General features: G+C 58.0%; 23 protein-coding genes. 11 read left to right on the forward strand and 12 right to left on the reverse strand.

Annotated elements, in window-relative coordinates:
* Positions 1 to 61 precede the first annotated feature (61 nt).
* The 4 genes from Q0802_RS14080 (at position 62) to Q0802_RS14095 (ending at position 3,467) form a co-directional block, all read left to right on the forward strand.
* Positions 62 to 421: a helix-turn-helix transcriptional regulator gene (locus tag Q0802_RS14080; RefSeq protein ID WP_298919346.1), complete on the forward strand. Its 360-nt coding sequence runs from the start codon at positions 62 to 64 to the stop codon at positions 419 to 421.
* Positions 422 to 721: 300 nt separating this feature from the next.
* Complete coding sequence (locus tag Q0802_RS14085) at positions 722 to 2,404, forward strand: acyl-CoA dehydrogenase family protein (protein WP_298919348.1); 1,683 nt, start codon at positions 722 to 724, stop codon at positions 2,402 to 2,404.
* A 140-nt stretch (positions 2,405 to 2,544) separates the two neighbouring features.
* Positions 2,545 to 3,066, forward strand: a complete 522-nt coding sequence (locus Q0802_RS14090) for a TetR/AcrR family transcriptional regulator (protein ID WP_298919350.1) — start codon at positions 2,545 to 2,547, stop codon at positions 3,064 to 3,066.
* The gene (locus Q0802_RS14095) at positions 3,063 to 3,467 is read left to right on the forward strand and encodes an META domain-containing protein (protein ID WP_298919352.1); all 405 of its coding nucleotides are present in this window, start codon (positions 3,063 to 3,065) and stop codon (positions 3,465 to 3,467) included. Before Q0802_RS14090 ends, Q0802_RS14095 begins: the two co-directional genes overlap by 4 nt.
* Here Q0802_RS14095 and recO read toward each other — a convergent pair.
* From recO to folK, 12 genes are all read right to left on the reverse strand, one after another.
* A complete protein-coding gene (gene recO / locus Q0802_RS14100) occupies positions 3,451 to 4,176 on the reverse strand; it encodes a DNA repair protein RecO (protein WP_298919354.1) in 726 nt (241 codons plus the stop codon). The genes Q0802_RS14095 and recO overlap by 17 nt on opposite strands.
* Positions 4,176 to 4,505: a DUF1491 family protein gene (locus tag Q0802_RS14105; RefSeq protein WP_298919356.1), complete on the reverse strand. Its 330-nt coding sequence runs from the start codon at positions 4,503 to 4,505 to the stop codon at positions 4,176 to 4,178. The genes recO and Q0802_RS14105 overlap by 1 nt, the downstream gene beginning before the upstream one ends.
* A gap of 60 nt (positions 4,506 to 4,565) precedes the next feature.
* On the reverse strand, positions 4,566 to 5,474 hold the full coding sequence (gene era, locus Q0802_RS14110; RefSeq protein ID WP_298919358.1) for a GTPase Era: 909 nt from the start codon (positions 5,472 to 5,474) through the stop codon (positions 4,566 to 4,568).
* Entirely contained in the window at positions 5,471 to 6,157 is a 687-nt protein-coding gene (rnc, locus tag Q0802_RS14115) for a ribonuclease III (protein WP_298919360.1), read from the reverse strand. The genes era and rnc overlap by 4 nt, the downstream gene beginning before the upstream one ends.
* A complete protein-coding gene (gene lepB / locus Q0802_RS14120; RefSeq protein WP_298919361.1) occupies positions 6,154 to 6,993 on the reverse strand; it encodes a signal peptidase I in 840 nt (279 codons plus the stop codon). Before lepB ends, rnc begins: the two co-directional genes overlap by 4 nt.
* Before the next feature lie 239 nt (positions 6,994 to 7,232).
* Positions 7,233 to 7,637 (reverse strand): holo-ACP synthase, encoded by a 405-nt coding sequence (gene acpS, locus Q0802_RS14125; RefSeq protein ID WP_298919363.1) that lies wholly within the window; start codon positions 7,635 to 7,637, stop codon positions 7,233 to 7,235.
* Between the two features lie 272 nt (positions 7,638 to 7,909).
* Positions 7,910 to 8,332, reverse strand: a complete 423-nt coding sequence (locus Q0802_RS14130; protein ID WP_298919364.1) for an ABZJ_00895 family protein — start codon at positions 8,330 to 8,332, stop codon at positions 7,910 to 7,912.
* 144 nt (positions 8,333 to 8,476) lie between these two features.
* Positions 8,477 to 9,226, reverse strand: a complete 750-nt coding sequence (locus Q0802_RS14135) for a pyridoxine 5'-phosphate synthase (protein WP_298919365.1) — start codon at positions 9,224 to 9,226, stop codon at positions 8,477 to 8,479.
* Positions 9,227 to 9,243: 17 nt separating this feature from the next.
* A complete protein-coding gene (locus tag Q0802_RS14140; RefSeq protein WP_298919367.1) occupies positions 9,244 to 9,915 on the reverse strand; it encodes a DUF2062 domain-containing protein in 672 nt (223 codons plus the stop codon).
* Positions 9,916 to 10,004: 89 nt separating this feature from the next.
* Entirely contained in the window at positions 10,005 to 12,161 is a 2,157-nt protein-coding gene (locus Q0802_RS14145; protein WP_298919368.1) for a bifunctional (p)ppGpp synthetase/guanosine-3',5'-bis(diphosphate) 3'-pyrophosphohydrolase, read from the reverse strand.
* Between the two features lie 33 nt (positions 12,162 to 12,194).
* On the reverse strand, positions 12,195 to 12,548 hold the full coding sequence (gene rpoZ / locus Q0802_RS14150; protein WP_298919369.1) for a DNA-directed RNA polymerase subunit omega: 354 nt from the start codon (positions 12,546 to 12,548) through the stop codon (positions 12,195 to 12,197).
* A gap of 71 nt (positions 12,549 to 12,619) precedes the next feature.
* A complete protein-coding gene (gene folK / locus Q0802_RS14155; protein WP_366523328.1) occupies positions 12,620 to 13,231 on the reverse strand; it encodes a 2-amino-4-hydroxy-6-hydroxymethyldihydropteridine diphosphokinase in 612 nt (203 codons plus the stop codon).
* A 97-nt stretch (positions 13,232 to 13,328) separates the two neighbouring features.
* Here folK and Q0802_RS14160 point away from each other — a divergent pair, with 97 nt between their 5' ends.
* The 7 genes from Q0802_RS14160 (at position 13,329) to Q0802_RS14190 (ending at position 17,631) form a co-directional block, all read left to right on the forward strand.
* Positions 13,329 to 13,883, forward strand: a complete 555-nt coding sequence (locus Q0802_RS14160; protein WP_298919371.1) for an NYN domain-containing protein — start codon at positions 13,329 to 13,331, stop codon at positions 13,881 to 13,883.
* A gap of 79 nt (positions 13,884 to 13,962) precedes the next feature.
* Positions 13,963 to 14,913 carry a 4-hydroxy-3-methylbut-2-enyl diphosphate reductase gene (gene ispH, locus Q0802_RS14165; protein ID WP_298919373.1) on the forward strand — a complete coding sequence of 317 codons (951 nt, stop codon included), beginning with the start codon at positions 13,963 to 13,965 and terminating at the stop codon, positions 14,911 to 14,913.
* On the forward strand, positions 14,910 to 15,524 hold the full coding sequence (locus tag Q0802_RS14170; RefSeq protein WP_298919375.1) for a LysE family translocator: 615 nt from the start codon (positions 14,910 to 14,912) through the stop codon (positions 15,522 to 15,524). Before ispH ends, Q0802_RS14170 begins: the two co-directional genes overlap by 4 nt.
* Entirely contained in the window at positions 15,521 to 15,973 is a 453-nt protein-coding gene (locus tag Q0802_RS14175; RefSeq protein ID WP_298919377.1) for a DUF3429 domain-containing protein, read from the forward strand. Before Q0802_RS14170 ends, Q0802_RS14175 begins: the two co-directional genes overlap by 4 nt.
* The gene (locus Q0802_RS14180; protein WP_298919378.1) at positions 15,970 to 16,563 is read left to right on the forward strand and encodes a class I SAM-dependent methyltransferase; all 594 of its coding nucleotides are present in this window, start codon (positions 15,970 to 15,972) and stop codon (positions 16,561 to 16,563) included. Before Q0802_RS14175 ends, Q0802_RS14180 begins: the two co-directional genes overlap by 4 nt.
* Complete coding sequence (gene rnhA, locus Q0802_RS14185) at positions 16,556 to 17,011, forward strand: ribonuclease HI (protein WP_298919380.1); 456 nt, start codon at positions 16,556 to 16,558, stop codon at positions 17,009 to 17,011. The genes Q0802_RS14180 and rnhA overlap by 8 nt, the downstream gene beginning before the upstream one ends.
* Positions 17,008 to 17,631, forward strand: coding sequence for a trimeric intracellular cation channel family protein (locus Q0802_RS14190; RefSeq protein WP_298919382.1), 624 nt, complete (start codon positions 17,008 to 17,010; stop codon positions 17,629 to 17,631). Before rnhA ends, Q0802_RS14190 begins: the two co-directional genes overlap by 4 nt.
* Positions 17,632 to 17,834: the final 203 nt, after the last annotated feature.

Consider the following 17,834-nt stretch of genomic DNA (forward strand, 5'->3'; position numbering starts at 1 on the left):
GAACGATTCGGCGATTCCCGTGAAGAGTGAAGACAGTCACAACCAGAGGTGTTAAATAGTTATGTCCCATCCTGTCGATGTTCACGTTGGTCGCAAATTAAAACAGATCCGCACGATGCGTCGTTTGTCTCAGACAGACGTTGCCCGTGAATTGGATTTGTCGTTTCAACAGATTCAAAAATATGAAATTGGATCCAATCGAATTGCCGCCAGCCGTCTTTACGAGTTATCGCGAATCCTTGACGTTCCGACGTCTTATTTCTTCGAAGGCCTTGATACTTCAGCGGAAAAATCCGTCAGACGTGATCCGGGTCTCGAAATTGTCACGGCCTTGGCTGCCATCCGTGACGATACAATCAAGACACGCATTGTGACGTTCATTGAGGACGTCTCAGGCGTAACTGTCGCCCGTCAAGGCTGAGTCCCTGGCTGACTGCGCGTTGGGTGGCAGCTCCATTCGTCACCCAACGCAAACCAAATCTAGTATAAATTGTATGAGTAACTGTGACTGATCAGACGCCGCGAAAGCGGCGTTTTTTCGTTTCGTAAAGGTAAATTTCTAATCTATCCACCGTTGCCAACCTGCCATGAAACTTGAGAAGTCTGTATAGCAGAAGCTGGTCGCGAAATTTATTTCCAAATTGACGCACTCTTACGTATTTTTGTTGCGCTGCACCTGCGAAGTAACTACATCAGCTTCGACCGTAAAAGGAGGCGACTCATGGCCCACGATGGACAATCACCGATGCGCGCAGCTGTGATACTGGAGAACCTTGTCGAATTGACATCAGCGGCACTGCCTTCGGTGGACGCGATACTTGAGACGGCAAAAGATCGGGTAAGGACATTGGTTTCGCAAGAGGGACGTGTCTCCGGTGCGCTGGTTGAGCAACATCAAACTGCAGCTCACGGTCTGGCATGGCTTGCCACCTACGCCCAGGCGCTCAGGCAAATGCAGAAATGGGCTGTTTCGCTGCAAGAGCAGGGCCGATTTGGTGAGACGGAACAATTACTGCATCAAATTGCCTTCGGTGAGTACCTTTGGCAGATCTATGGTGGCATCCAGATGAACCAGGGTGAAATCCTGAGATTGCAAGATCTGGGCCTGGATCAATCGGATATGCGCGCTTTGATGGAACCCGCTATCATGACGCTGACGCAAGGGGCCAACACGCAGGCCGCGCGCACCCGTCTTGTCGAGCTCATGCAAGAGCACTCCGCTGACGTGACTGTTGGCGCCTCAGGTCTAGACGAAGAGCTGGAAATGATCCGCGCTCAGTTTCGCCGCTATGCGGTGGAAAAGGTTGAGCCCTTCGCACATGACTGGCACCTCAATGATGAGTTGATCCCAATGGAAGTCGTCGAAGAACTAGCCGAAATGGGTGTGTTCGGGCTCACGATTCCCGAGGAATACGGCGGCTTTGGGCTCTCCAAAGCGTCGATGTGTGTCGTTTCCGAAGAGCTTTCGCGCGGATATATCGGCGTCGGCAGCCTAGGCACCAGATCTGAAATTGCCGCGGAGTTGATTATCGCGGGCGGCACTGACGCTCAAAAAGAGAAGTGGTTGCCACGGCTGGCATCCGCTGAAACGCTTCCCACCGCGGTATTTACAGAGCCGAACACCGGGTCGGATCTTGGCAGCCTTCGGACACGCGCGGTCAAAGACGGGGAAGATTATCGCGTTACCGGCAACAAGACCTGGATCACCCATGCAGCGCGCACGCATGTCATGACCCTGCTGGCGAGAACCGATCCGAACACGACCGATTACAAAGGTCTTTCGATGTTTCTGGCCGAAAAAACGCCCGGTGACGACAAGATTCCTTTTCCAACCGAAGGCATGACAGGCGGCGAAATCGAAGTGCTCGGATATCGCGGTATGAAGGAGTATGAACTGGGCTTCGATAACTTCCACGTCAAGGGTGAGAACCTATTGGGTGGCGAGGAAGGCAAGGGCTTCAAACAGTTGATGGAGACTTTTGAGAGCGCCCGCATCCAAACCGCCGCACGCGCCATCGGGGTTGCGCAATCCGCACTCGATCTCTCCATGCAATACGCGCAGGACCGCAAACAGTTTGGCAAATCGCTGATCCAGTTCCCGCGCGTTTCCGGCAAACTGGCAATGATGGCGGTTGAGTTGATGATTGCCCGCCAGTTGACCTACTTTTCAGCCTTTGAAAAAGATCAGGGACGTCGCTGCGATGTCGAGGCTGGCATGGCAAAACTGCTGGGTGCCCGCGTCGCGTGGGCCGCCGCCGACAACGGGCTGCAAATACACGGCGGCAATGGTTTTGCGCTTGAGTACAAGATCAGCCGCGTTCTGTGCGACGCGCGCATCCTGAACATCTTCGAAGGTGCCGCAGAGATTCAGGCTCAGGTGATCGCTCGGCGCTTGCTGGGATAAGCACCTGCAGAGACAATAGGCCGCTGACACATCGGGCAATACCGCCTGAATAACCCGCTGCACCGGTGACTCTTTGCCCGTTTCACCCACGCAATCCTTTCGCACTTGCAGCATGCCGGGTCGCTGCGTATGGCTGGCGCATGAAACACCAGCGCCTCACCCGTCAATCCTGGATCGATGCCGGTTTAGAAGCCTTGGTCGCCAGTGGCCCCGTGGCACTTGCGGCGGAACCTTTGGCCCGCGCGCTGGGGGCGACCAAGGGGTCGTTCTACTGGCACTTCAAGGATGTCCCCGAGTTCCAGTACGCCCTTCTCAAGGACTGGCAATCCCGGGCGTTGATGCAGGTGGCCGATGCGCTGGCAAAGGATGGAAACGCGGAGGAACGCTTGCGCGATTTCGGGGCGCGCATTCTCGGCGATGTCCAGGATCCGGCCCTTCGGGCTTGGGCGCGGACATCCACAGAAGTCGCCGAAGCGGTCACGCAGGTGGATGCGGAGCGATTGAGATATATCACCAGCCTTTTGCAACATTTAGGCGTGAAAAACCCGGGTTTTGCACTGTGCTGCCTCGGAGCCTTGGCAGGTTTGCCGCAGGTCGGAGAGAGCTCCGATCCGGCGGCTGCATATGAAACCCTGGTCGATCTGGTGTTGGCATTGAAATGATCCACCCGAAAATGATCTTTCCCGCGCTAATCGGTCTGATCGCCCTGGCAGGTTGCCGACCCGACGAAACCGTTTCTGCCTACGGCGCGGCAGGAAAAACCTGGCAGTTGGTCGAGTTAAACGGACAAACAGTTGATCAGATCGCAACCCTGACCTTTCCGGAAGAAGGCCGGATCGCCGGTGAAGGCCCCTGCAACAGCTATTCAGCCGCGATGACGGTGCCTTACCCGTGGTTCGAAGCAGGACCCATAGCGTCAACCCGACGGGCCTGCCCCGATCTGGATTTTGAAGTGGATTATTTTACGGCATTATCGGAAATGACACTGTCGGAGGTCCTTGGCGATACACTCATTCTCTCGACACCGGAGGGCGCGCAGATGGTCTTCAAATCTGGCGCTTGAACGCAGCGACAAACCGGTCGCGGGCTTCGGGAAGAGGCTTGTTCCCCAACCCCTTGGCCAGATGCTCCTTGAGAAAGTAGCCCGTGGTTATCAGCCCGTTTGCAATCTCGGTATCATCGGCGTCCCCCAACCCACGCAACACATCCGGTAACGGCAACAGGCGCGTGGCCCATTCTCCTGCAGCATCCCGTGACACCGCACGTCCGGTCTTTGGCGATACATAGCTCAGATCTTCGGTACGGCCTGTGACGGCGCATCTGTCCAGAGCCAGCGCATACCCCATGTCTTCCAGAAGCGATACCTCCCAGCGCAGGTACGCCAACGGCCACAGAGACCTCTGCTCCAACAAATCAAGCAGTTGCTCCGACTGATGATACAAGCGGCGATGCGGTTCTCTTTCCGGCAGTGAAAAGGCCAGTAATGCCGTCACCGAGTTCAGACCCGCAAGGGTCAGCCTGTCGTTCATCGCAATCGCTGCGCGGCTGCGGACGGGCTCTACCTGAAAACTGCCTATGTGATCTTCCAGACGCGCCCTCCAGGTGAGGTCCAGTTGCGCGCCCGCTTGCAGGATTGGCGCAATTTTTCGACTGGTGCCACCGCGTACGACGCCCGCATGACGGCCATGCTCTGGCGTGAAAACCTCGATAATTGCAGAAGTTTCGCCGTGACGCCGGGAACTCAGCAAAATCCCCTGGTCACGCCATTCCATTACGCCAGGCCCGGTTGGTCCAGCAAATGCCGCCCTTGCCGGTCCTCCACTTCAATCACCCAGATATCGGGATCAAAGCCACGCTGGCGATTGACGCTCGCATCAACTTCAACATCATCACCCTGCTCCAGAATGGACCATTCCCGGCTGTCTTCCATCAGATTGTAGCTTCGATGATAGACGGTCGCTTGCCCGTCAAGCTTGTTGACCTTGACAAGGATACTTCCCGCTGTGTCATCACCGTGGGCAACAATGAACGCCGGAATGTCATGCACCCGCAACCGCGCGAGATAGGCATCAATCCAGAACCGGGCTGTCAGCCGCGCCATGTCGCAGCCTCGTGCCGCCATGGATCATAGATGGCTCTTTGCTGCCTCGGTACAGCAACGTCAGGCGTTCCCATCTTTGAACTCCAGTCCCATTTCCGAATAGCGCTCGGCTTCATCAAGCCAGTTTGGCCGGACCTTGACCTGCAAAAACAGATGAACCTTACGCCCCAGAAACTCCTGCAATTCCTCGCGCGCCGCTTTCGAGACCGCTTTGATCGTCTCGCCCTTGTGGCCCAGAACGATCCCCTTGTGGCCATCCCGCACGACATAGATCAGCTGATCAATCTTTGCCGAGCCGTCTTTGCGCTCTTCCCAGCCTTCAGTTTCGACCGTCAATTGATAGGGCAGTTCCTGATGGAGCCGGAGCGTCAGCTTTTCACGCGTCATTTCTGCGGCAATCATCCGCATCGGCAAATCAGCGATCTGATCTTCCGGATAAAGCCATGGGCTCTCCGGCAGCTCGGCGGCCAACCAATTGCGCAAAGCTTCAACACCGTGGCCGCGCTCGGCGGAGATCATGAACGTTTCAACAAAGGGATAGCGGTCATTGAGGTCTTTGCTCAGCCCTAGCAGGACCTCTGATTGCACCCGGTCGATCTTGTTGATCGCCAGCGCCACCTGCCGCCCCTGCCCGATGTCCTGCAAGCCTTCGAGTATGCGCTCCACGCCTTCGGTAACGCCGCGTTGCGCCTCCACCAGCAGCACCACGACATCGGCATCGGCAGCACCCCCCCAGGCGGCTGCAACCATGGCCCGGTCCAACCGGCGCCGCGGTTGAAAGAGGCCGGGTGTGTCCACAAAAACGATCTGGCTCTCGCCTTCCATCGCAACACCCCGAATGCGCGCCCGGGTAGTCTGAACCTTATGCGTCACGATTGAGACTTTAGCGCCGACCATACGGTTCAGCAGCGTGGATTTCCCTGCATTGGGTTCTCCGATCAGGGCGACGAAACCGGCGCGCGTGCTCATGAGGGTTTCTCCAGTTCCGCCAATAGGTTTCCGGCCGCAGCCTGCTCGGCTTGCCGTTTTGACCCAGCTGTCGCCTGTTGGCTTTCTCCGGTCTGCAGCTTTGCCGCGATCGTAAAGACAGGTGCGTGATCGGGGCCTGCACGCGCGACCTCAAGATAGGTTGGTGGTGCCAGTCCGCGCGCCTGCGCCCATTCCTGCAACGCCGTTTTGGGATCGCGCGCGTCCTTGTCGACTTCATGAACGCGCTTGCCCCAGAGCTTTAGGATCAAATCACGAGCAGCCTCAAACCCTGCGTCGAGATAGACCGCTGCGATGACCGCTTCGATGCCATCCCCTAAAAGCGCCTGTTTGCGCCGCCCCCCCGAGAGCATCTCCGACCGGCCCAGACGCAGTACCGCACCCAGATCAATCTGGCGCGCCACATCTGCACAGGTCTCCTTACGGACCAATGCGTTGAAGCGCGGCGCCAATTGTCCTTCGGTAGCGCTTTTGTCGAGTGTCAAAAGCGCCTCCGCCATAACAAGCCCCAAGACCCGGTCGCCCAAGAATTCCAGCCGCTGATTGTCATCCCGGTTGGCACTGGACATGGAAGCATGGGTCACCGCTTGTGAAAGCAGTTCCGGCCTTTTGAAAATATGGCCCAACCGGTCCTGAAAGGACCTGAGTTCCGCTGAAAGTTTCACTCAACGGCCCTGAAGAAACGATCACCACGCCAGGTCCAGAAGAACAACATGGACCTGCCCGCAGAGGAAAACATGATCCGGTCGGCACGGCCGATCAGGTTCTCAAAAGGCACAAACCCAACGCCTTGAACTTGCTGCGCCAGGCGGCTGTCGGCGGAATTGTCGCGGTTGTCGCCCATGAAAAAGTAATGACCTTCAGGCACTTGATAGACACCCGTCCGATCAGACGCCTGCAGCCCAATGTCCAGAACCAGATGCTTGCTGCCTCCGGGCAGGGTCTCTATGGCCCGGGCCTTTTCACAAGTACCGCCATCACCCACAGGACCATTCGAGCAACGCGGACGCCGACCTTCGGGCCCTTGCGGCTCCATCAACTCTTCAAAGACACCCGCAGGCTCCTGCGGGGCAGGTTCCCCGTTGATCAGAACGATGCTGTCCTGCATCTGGATGCTGTCGCCCGGCATGCCGATCAGCCGCTTGATGTAGTCGCGACCGGATACCGGATGGCGAAAGACAACCACGTCCCCACGTTCAGGCGACCTTGCAAAGAGGCGCGTGTTGTCCTTGTCAAATACGCCGCAGATATCCTTGGCATCAATATTCACACCGAAGCGCGGCATGATCAGGCTGGGGCAGGACGCATAGGAATAGCCGTAGGCCATCTTGTTGACGAAGAGAAAGTCACCCACCAACAGGGTCTCCTTCATCGAGCCCGACGGTATCCAGAACGGCTGGAAAAACAGCGTGCGGAACACCCCGGCAATAAGCAGCGCGTAGACGACGGTTTTGATCGTCTCAACGACGGCATTCTGCTGCTTCTTTTCTTTAGCGGCCATTGGGCGCTCCCATGATTTGGTTTGCGCCTAAATGCGCAGGCCAGCGGGGCGAGTCAAGGCAGGCTCGCGCAACGTTCGGTGACCGCGTTGCACTAACAACTCTCAACCGGGCTTAACAGCCTTGTTTTACGGCATCTGCGCTGATCACAACCCGTGCACAACCTGTGCACAGACCGTATGACACCGGTAAGCAGATGGGTGGGTTAACAGAGCGGGCGGCCCAAAAGATTTGCAAATCGTTACCCGGCGATTGGCCGCGCCTCGATCACCACGAAGGCCTGTGCCCAGGGATGGTCGTCCGTCAAGGTGACATGGATCACGGCCTCATGACCCGGCGGCGTCATTTCATCGAGCCGTTCGCGCGCCCAGCCGGTGACATGCATCACGGGTTGCCCGGTTCTGAGATTGCTCACCGACATGTCTTTCCATGCAATCCCCATGGCCAACCCGGTGCCCAGCGCTTTTGAGCAGGCTTCCTTGGCGGCCCAGCGTTTCGCATAGGTGCCGGCAACGTCCTTACGACGCTCCGCCTTGCGCTGTTCGGTTTCGGTAAACACACGATTGCGGAACCGATCCCCGAACCGGTTGAGCGTCCCCTCGATGCGCTCGATGTTTGCAAGGTCCGTGCCAATGCCCAGGATCATAGTCTGTCAGCCTCACTCATCAGGCGATTGTTTGACAGATGCCGGACAACATCAATGCAAATCAACCGCGAACACCAGCATGAGCCCCAAGCTGCGATAAATTGACCTGTCTGTCCGATCGCGCACCGAGGCATGTGGGCGAGAACATACCGTTGGCCCGCCCACCTTGGTGAAGGTCAACGCCATGGTGTGTAACGCGGCCGCACAAAAAAGGGGGCGCAACAGCACCCCCATTTCTTCTACTCAATAGCCACAGCTTCTGCGAGCTGTTGTCAGGCAATCTGGCTCATACCAGAACGCAAACCCATGCCGTAACCCAAACGCAGTATCACCCATGAAAACAACACGGCGAAAACCAGTATCAGCATTGTCATGGCCGGACTGATGGCGGCAAAAACACTCAATACACCCGATGAAACAAGGGCCAACAACCCCATAAGCAGAACCGACAACACCATGACGATTCCCGCCATTTTCAACGACGCACGCCAGATTGTTGCCTTGGCGGGCGGACCCTCACAATGACGACCGAAGTACTGACCCTCGATCATTGCTGCTGCCAGCAACGGGATAACCGACGTCCCAACTGAACTGAGATCAAACGCAACAAACGACTGAATAATCATGGTCAGTACGATTGTGGCAATGGTAATCATTATATAGTTGAGACAAAACCGAAGTGGACGAAAAATCATCTGCTCCCTCCTCATATTAATTTAATTCAATAATCCCAACTATATACCAAACATCACCAACCGCAACCTTAGGGTGATTCAAAAATGGCTATTTTTCAACTTTGGGATGAGCAAATTGTCAAACATCAACCTCTGGCGAGGTTTTCAGGCCCGTGCGGCATCCATCAGGCGCCGCATCTGTGCGATCGCGGGGGCCAGACCCAGAAAAATGCTCTCGCCGATCAGGAAATGCCCGATGTTCAATTCCATCACTTCCGGAAAGGCTGCAACCGGTGTGACAGTATCATATGTCAGCCCGTGACCGGCATGAACCTCCAGCCCCAATGAATGGGCGAAACCGGACATCTCGCGCAACGCTTGCAGTTCCTGATCCCGTTTGTCGGTGTCGCCTTCCGCATGCGCATCGCAATAAGCGCCCGTATGCAATTCGATGACCTGCGCGCCAATCCTATGGGCCGCTTCGATCTGTCGTTTGTCCGCGGCAATGAAAATGGAGACCCGGCAACCAGCATCCCGCAACGGGGCGATGAAATGCGCCAGCTTGTTTTCTTCGCGGGCCACTTCGAGCCCGCCTTCTGTGGTGCGTTCCTCGCGCTTTTCCGGCACAATGCAGACGGCATGCGGTTTGTGACGCAACGCAATCTGCTGCATTTCATCCGTCGCTGCCATCTCGAAGTTCAACGGCACGCTGAGAACGTCCATCAGCCCCTCGATGTCCGCGTCCGAGATGTGCCGGCGGTCTTCGCGCAAATGCGCAGTGATGCCGTCGGCCCCCGCCTCCTGCGCAATTTTTGCGGCCCGCAAAGGGTCCGGGTAGGCACCGCCACGCGCATTGCGCACGGTTGCCACATGGTCGATGTTTACGCCGAGGCGCAGTTTTCCGTGATTGGCCATCAGATAGCCCCCCAATTTTAGTCCCCGGTAGAATGTTCCGCTTTACGTTTGGCATCTGCTTTTGCTGCAGCTTTTGCTTTCAGAGCTTCAAATTTTGCCTTGATCATGCCCTTACGCCGTTTCTGATACACCCGGATCAACGGCACCGCCAGATAGTAACAGACGGTCGCCGAAATTATGCCCGGCAAGATACCCCCGACCATATAGGGAAAGAAAATCTCGTCATAAAAAACCGACAGACGGGACCAGTCGGCGGTTGTGTCGTTGAATATTGCCAGGAAATTGTCTTTGAGATCGGCACCCGCATCAACGAATTTGCCACCGAAAGAGCGCGGGATGCGCTCGTCCATATCATCGCCGAGCAACCAGTGCCCCGTGGACAGAGCCGCAACACCGATGGGCACATAGGTCAGGGGGTTCCCGAAAAACGTTGCCATCAGGGAGGCGATGACATTTCCCCGCATGACCGTGGCAAGCCCTGCCGCGATGAAAAAATGAATGCCGTAAAACGGTGTGAACGAAGCAAAGACCCCGGCCCAGATCCCCCGGGCGATCCGTTCGGGACTGTCCGGCAAGCGCCGCATCCGGTGCTTGACGTAATGAAACGCACGCGCCCAGCCCCCACGCGGCCAGAGAAACTCTGCCAGAGCGCGGGGCCAGCTTTTGGGATCGCGGCGTTTGAAAACCAAAGAACGGGGTTCCTTTTTTAACTCTTGTGAGGGGTCAGCCCATGCAGGACACCTCGAAATTATGACCTCTAAATGACCAGGTCGCGGCATCAGGCAGGTGTTTCGACGACCCCTTGTGACATATTGCGATAGCGGGAAATTTCCGCCACATCGCTTTCGGCTTCAAGTGTCAGCATCAGCGAATGCAGATGCGAGACATCTCTCAGTTCGACATAGATCAGAAGACGGTAAAAGTCTGGTTTCCGATCCACGAACTGTAGGTCAGAAATATTGGCCTTGGTCTCTCCTATCAAGGTGCAGATGCGCCCCAAGGTGCCTGAATCGTTGTTGAGCGTCACGTCAAGCGTGGCACCATAGACCGCGGGGTGGCTGCCTTCGTGCCATCTGAGGTCAAGCCATCGGTCCAGTTGGTCCTCATAGGCGCTGAGGCGGTCGCAGTCGATCGCGTGCACCACAACACCGCGGCCCTTGAAGGTGATCCCGACAATCCGCTCCCCCGGCAGCGGCTGACAGCAAAAGGCCCGGTCAAACGATTGCCCCTGCGACAGACCGATGACCGCACGCTGCGCGTCCACCTTTTCGCCGGCCTTTGGCGTCAGGTCGGGATAGACCGCCTGCACTACTTCGCGACCAGTGATCTCGGCACTGCCCAGACGGGAAAGGAGATCTTCGCGGTTTTCATACCGCAGATGGCGTGCAGCGGTGGACAGCGCCTTGTCGGTGGCCTTGCGACCGACGTGCTCAAAGGCCGAGCGTGCCAGTTCACGCCCGAGCTTGACGAAGCGCGCCCGATCCTCCTCGCGTAGCGCCCGCCGGATGGCGGCGCGCGCCTTGCCGGTTGTGGCAATGTCGAGCCAAGTCGCCTGCGGGCTCTGACCTTCGGCGGTGATGATTTCCACGTTCTGGCCGTTTTTCAGCCGGGTCCAGAGCGGCACACGCATGTGATCCACCTTGGCGCCGACACAGGCGATGCCGATGCGCGTATGGATCGCAAAGGCGAAATCAATCGGTGTGGCCCCACGCGGCAGCTTCACCACTTCCCCTTTTGGCGTGAAGCAAAAGACCTGATCCGAGTACATCTCCAGCTTGACGGCTTCGAGAAAGTCCTCGTGGTCCTCTTCCGCATCGAATTGCTCGGAGAGCTGCGTGATCCATTTGGCCGGATCGACGGCAAAAGGGTTCTGGCTGCGCACACCGTCACGGTAGGACCAATGCGCGGCCACGCCGGTTTCGGCCACATCATGCATCTGGCCGGTCCTGATCTGAACTTCGACGCGCTTGCCGTCCCGCCCCGACACGGTTGTATGAATGGAGCGATAGCCGTTTGACTTGGGCTGGCTGATGTAATCCTTGAACCGGCCCGGCACCGCGCGCCAGCGTTGGTGGATCGCCCCAAGCGCGCGGTAGCAATCCTCCTCTGTCGCGGTGAGAATGCGAAACCCGTAGATGTCGGACAGGCGCGAGAAAGTCTGCTCCTTCTCCTGCATCTTGCGCCAGATCGAATAGGGTTTCTTGGCGCGGCCAAAGACATCCGCCTCGACGCCTGCCTTGTCCAGTTCCAGCCGCATGTCACCGGTGATCCGCTGGATCACGTCGCCGGTTTCACGTTGCAGATTGATGTAGCGGCGGATGATCGACGCCCGGCCTTCGGGATTCAGCACGCGGAAAGCGAGATCTTCAAGCTCCTCGCGCATCCACTGCATCCCCATCCGGCCGGCAAGCGGCGCGAATATATCCATTGTCTCGCGCGCCTTTTGCGCCTGCTTGTCGATATGCATCGCCTTGATGGTCCGCATATTGTGCAAACGGTCCGACAGCTTGACCAGAATAACGCGCAAATCCTTCGACATCGCCATGAAGAGCTTGCGAAAATTCTCCGCCTGCTTGGTCTCCGTCGAATTCAGCTGGAGGTTTGTCAGCTTGGTGACCCCATCCACCAGCATGGCCACTTCGTTGCCAAAGCGGTCCGCCACTTCCGCGTAGGATGCCTTGGTGTCTTCAATGGTGTCATGCAGCAGCGCAGTGATGATGGTGGCATCGTCGAGCTGCTGCTCGGTGAGAATGGCCGCCACGGCAACAGGATGGTTGAAATAGGGCTCGCCCGAATGGCGCTTTTGCCCTTCGTGCATGTCGCGGCCATAATCGTAGGCCGCGCGGATCAACGCTTCATTCGTCTTAGGGTTGTATTTGGTAACGAGGCTAACCAGATCGTCGGCGGTAATGTCCATCTGGTCTGCTGTCGTCATGTGTCAGCCCCTCGGGCCGGGGTTAAGCTGCGGTCAGCTTTGCCCTTGTGCTGCCATCAATTGCCGCAAGAGCATTTCTTCGGACATGCTGTCCTCTTCGGGCTTGTCCTGCTCGGCCCCCATCAGAAGCGCCATGGCGTCCTCTTCCGGCTCGTCCACCTCGATCTGATTCTGGTTGCTCTCGATCAGGCGCTCGCGCAGATCGTCGGCACTTTGCGCCTCGTCGGCGATTTCCCGCAGGGACACGACCGGATTCTTGTCGTTGTCGCGATTTACCGTGATCGCCGCACCGGCAGAGATTTCGCGGGCACGATGTGCCGCAAGCATCACCAGTTCAAACCGGTTGGGAACTTTGTCGACGCAATCTTCAACGGTGACGCGGGCCATGGAACACTCCATAAATCGAGGGTTTGTCAGAAGTGCGGTACTTAGGCCCCTTTTGAGAGATTTACAAGCGCCTATTCCAGCGCAACAACCTCTTGTTTCGCAGCGTCGGGAAGCGCTGCAAGCATCTCTTTGACACTCCGTCCGGTGGCCGGATGTACCCACCCCGGCGCGACATCCGCCAGCGGCACCAGAACAAAGGCCCGCTCCTGAACCCGCGGATGCGGCAGGATCAGCAACTCGGGCGCACGCTCCATTTGTTGGTCGAGCGGCAAGTCACGCCAAATCCTGTGGGTGTCCGCATCCGGCAACACATGATTTCCCAGCGCAATGAGATCAAGGTCGAGCGTGCGGGGCGCCCATCTGGTTTTGCGGGACCGACCCATCTCTGCCTCGATCTCATGCAATCTGCTGATCACATCTTCGGGAGGCAGATCGGTTTCAAGACAGACCACCGCATTCACAAAGTCCGGACCGTTTCCAGCCGGGAAAGCCGGTGTGCGGTAATACTTGCTCACACGCCGAATCACCCCTAAACTTTCAACCAGTGCTAGAACGCCCTTTCTGACAGTTTCCGTTGGGTCACCTAGCGGAGAGGAGGTGTTTGACCCAAGGGCAATCAAGGCAATTGACCGGATTTGTGGCAGCTTTTCGCCAGTTTTGTAGGTCTCAGTCCCTTGCGACACTTGGAAATTTCCCTATTTTGCACCGGGTCAGCATGACGGTCATTTTATTCAAGTCACTCCTTGAACACCAGCAGCTGACGCATCGGAAGGACACTTTATGTTTTATAAAGACGAACGGCTGGCGCTGTTCATTGACGGCTCGAATCTATATGCCGCTGCCAAGTCGCTCGGATTTGATATCGACTATAAGCTGCTGCGCCAGGAGTTCATGCGTCGAGGAAAGCTCCTGCGAGCCTTCTACTACACAGCGCTTTTGGAGAACGATGAATACTCTCCCATTCGCCCTCTGGTTGATTGGCTGAATTACAACGGCTTCACCATGGTGACCAAGCCTGCCAAGGAATATACCGACAGCATGGGCCGCCGGAAGGTCAAGGGAAACATGGATATCGAACTGGCGGTGGATGCGATGGAACTCGCGCCGCGGGTGGATCATATTGTTCTGTTTTCCGGCGACGGTGATTTTCGCCCGCTGGTCGAAAGCCTGCAACGATCCGGGGTCCGGGTCTCTGTGGTGTCCACCATCCGCAGTCAGCCCCCCATGATATCGGACGAGCTGCGCCGTCAGGCTGATAACTTCATCGAGCTGGACGAGTTGAAGGACGTGATCGGGCGCCCACCGCGTGAATTCCCGGACGCGGCCAACGGTTAACACGGCGCGTCCAGAGGTCGCTCTGGACGCTGCTTGCGCAAAGCCTTACCTCTGGTGAGAGAACTCCGGAGCTAAGACCATGACCAAACCGCCCCTGACCCTGTTGCTGGCAGCGCCGCGCGGCTTTTGCGCGGGCGTGGATCGCGCGATCAAGATCGTTGAGATGGCGCTGGAAAAATGGGGGCCACCGATATACGTGCGCCACGAGATCGTTCACAACAAATTCGTGGTGGACGGGCTGCGCGCAAAAGGTGCGGTCTTTGTTGAGGAACTTTCCGATTGTCCCGATGATCGTCCGGTCATCTTTTCCGCCCATGGGGTACCCAAGGCCGTGCCCGCCGCCGCCGCCAAGCGCGAAATGGTCTATGTTGACGCCACCTGCCCGCTTGTCAGCAAGGTTCACATCGAAGCACAACGTCACGCCGACAATGGTCTGCAAATGATCATGATCGGCCACGCAGGTCACCCTGAAACCGTCGGCACCATGGGCCAGTTGCCCTCCGGAGAGGTTCTGCTGGTCGAAACCCCGCAGGATGTCCCCGGCCTTGAGGTGCGCGATCCAGAACGGCTGGCCTATGTCACGCAGACCACGCTCAGCGTGGACGATACCGCAGATGTGGTCGCGGCTCTGAAAGCCCGTTTTCCCGCTATCGTCGGGCCGCACAAGGAAGACATCTGCTATGCCACCACCAACCGTCAGGAGGCGGTCAAGGCGATGGCCCCCAGATGCGACGCGATGCTGGTCGTCGGCGCCCCCAATTCCAGCAATTCCAAACGGCTGGTCGAAGTGGGCGCGCGCGCGGGCTGCAATTACGCGCAGCTGGTGCAGCGGGCAACCGACATCGACTGGCGCGCGCTGGAAGGCATCCGCAGTATCGGGATCACCGCCGGGGCCTCAGCACCCGAAGTGCTGATCAACGAGGTCATCGACGCCTTCGTCCAGCGGTATGACGTGACCCGCGAACTCGTGGAGACCGCCGTGGAGAACGTTGAATTCAAGGTCCCCCGCGTTCTGAGAGAGCCCGCGTGATCTCCTTTCAGTTCCTGCTCACCGCCTTCGTCGTGGTTCTGGCCCCCGGCACCGGGGTCATCTACACAATTGCCTTGGGATTGGGTCAGGGTAGGCTTGCCGCTTTCTGGGCATCCCTGGGCTGCACCATCGGGATCCTACCGCATCTCGCCGCCGCGACCCTGGGCTTGGCCGCCGTGCTGCACACAAGTGCTGTGCTGTTCACAATCGTCAAATTCGCGGGTGTGGCTTATCTGCTCTATCTTGCCTGGCAATCTCTGCGCGCGCATGGCGCGCTGTCGATTGGCGCGCAAAAATCAACTGAACCGGGATGGATCATTGCCCGGCGCGCCACGCTGATCAATCTTCTGAACCCCAAACTCTCGATCTTCTTTCTGGCCTTGCTCCCTCCGTTCCTGTCCGGCCAAGCGGACACGGCGACTTTGGAAATGGTGGTGCTGGGCGCGGTCTTCATGATCATGACCTTCGGGGTTTTCCTGTTCTACGGCGTTTTCGCGGCAATGACGCGCCGATGGCTGCTGGGATCAGAGCGCGTGATGCGGTGGCTGAACCGAAGCTTTGCGGGCATCTTTGTAGCCCTTGCTGGCCGTCTGGCGCTGGAAAAAGCATGAGCCGCATCCCGGCGGCCCCGCTTGCCCTTGGCCTTGCGGGCGTCATCCCGTTCGTCTGGGGGGCCGTGACCCTGCTGTGGCCCGCGCTGGCCGATTGGGGGGCCAGCACCTTCGGCTCGCGTTTTGTGGGCCCCTACATCCAGCTTTTTTATGGCACGGTGATCCTGTCTTTTATGTCAGGCGTGCTTTGGGGATTTGCCACCCGGGCCAGCGGCACAAGGGCCGCGACCTGCTACACCCTGTCGGTGATCCCCGCTCTCTGGACTTTTTTCATGGTCGGCGGCGGACCGGTATCCTCCGCGACAAACCTGTTTTTCGGGTTTGCCGGCGTGCTCTTGCTCGACATCGCTTTCTGGCAATGGGGGCTCACGCCGCGCTGGTGGCTGTCCTTACGGGTCTTGCTGAGCGGCATCGTGTTGATCTGTCTGGGTGTCGGGATATTTCTATGAGCGATGACGAGACCCTTAAAGTCTATGGTGAAAAAGCCCGCGAATACGTGGAACTGACCGAAGGGTTCAATGAGACCGATCCGCGGCTGGAGGCCTTTATCAGCGATGTGCCAAAAGGCGGGCATGTGCTTGATCTGGGATGTGGGCCCGGCACCTCTTCGGCCGCGATGGCCGAACGCGGGTTGACGGTGACCGCTGTGGACCCGGTGCCCGAAATGATCGCCCTTGCGCAACGCCATCCGGGCGTGGAGGCTCGGCTTGCTGGGTTTGACGATATCTCCGGCACCGATGTCTACGATGGCATCTGGGCCAATTTCTCTTTGCTGCACGCCAGCCGTGAAGACATGCCGCGCCATCTTGCCGCGCTGGCGCGGGCCCTCAAACCCGGAGGGCGCTTTCACATCGGCATGAAGACCGGAACCGGCAGCAAACGCGACCCGATCGGGCGGTACTACACCTATTACACCGACGCCGAACTGACCGGTCTGCTGGAAGAGGCGGGCCTGACGGTCACGGCGCGCGAAACCGGCAGTGCGAAAGGGCTTGACGGGGTCGAGGCCGCCTATATATGCCTCGCCGCTCATGGCTGAATTATTCGCATATACAGATGGGGCCTGTTCCGGCAATCCCGGGCCGGGCGGCTGGGGTGCGTTGATGCGGGCGATGGACGGAGAGACCGTCATCAAGGAGCGCGAATTGAAAGGCGGTGAGCCGGAGACGACCAACAACCGCATGGAACTGCTCGCCGCGATCAACGCCCTTGAATCTCTGAGCCGCAGCAGCACGATCACCATCGTGACGGATAGCAATTACGTCAAAAACGGGATCACCAGCTGGATTTTTGGCTGGAAGAAAAACGGCTGGAAAAACGCAGCCAAGAAACCGGTGGCCAACGCCGAACTGTGGCAACGGCTGGACGCGGCTAATGCAAAACATGATGTGACCTGGAAATGGGTCAAAGGTCACGCGGGCCATCCGGAAAACGAACGCGCGGATGCGCTTGCCCGTGCCGGCATGGCGCCGTTCAAACCCAAATGACCCTGATTGCCTTTCTCGATTACGCCTCCGTTGTCATCTTTGCGCTGACCGGTGCTCTGGTGGCCAGCCGCCAGCAGCTTGATATCGTGGGCTTTGCTTTTGTGGCCTGCCTGACGGCGGTGGGCGGCGGCACCCTGCGCGATGTGCTGCTGGACCGGAACCCGATTTTCTGGATCGCGCAACCCGCCTACATCGGGCTTGCCTGCGCCGCTGCGCTGGTCGTCTTCTTCACCGCCCACCGGTTCGAGAGCCGGTTGAAAACGCTGATCTGGCTGGACAGTTTCGCGCTGGCAGTGGCGGTACCGGCAGGCACCGGCGTGGCCCTTTCGATGGGTCAGCCTGCGCTGGTTGTCGTCTTGATGGGCACCATCACCGGCTGCATGGGAGGATTGCTGCGCGACGTGGTTCTGGACGATCTGCCGGTTGTGCTGAAACAGGGCGAGCTTTATGTGACGGCGGCATTTGCCGGTGCAACGGTCGCAGCCCTGACCCGGCCCTATTTCGCCGACGCGCTGTTCCCGTTGGCCCTCTGCGCCTTCGTCACATGGGCGCTGCGTGCAGGCTCACTGGCCTTTGGCTGGCAACTGCCGGTCTACAAAAGCAGACCGCCGAGGATATGAAGGGACGCGAACCGAGCTTCGCTGCAGTTGCGCCAGTTTCGGCTTTTGAGATTTAACGAACGCCCTTTTGTTCAATCGAGTTGTGTGTAGGCTTACCGCCATGCAGTGGCCGCGTTGCAATGACTAAAGCGTTTCACCTTACCTTGATCGCTTTTCGCGTGTCACCGAAGCGAGAGGCCGCGAACAAGCGATCCAACGTTAAG

Source organism: uncultured Roseobacter sp., assembly GCF_947495275.1.
In the GTDB taxonomy this organism is placed as follows: Bacteria; Pseudomonadota; Alphaproteobacteria; order Rhodobacterales; family Rhodobacteraceae; genus Roseobacter.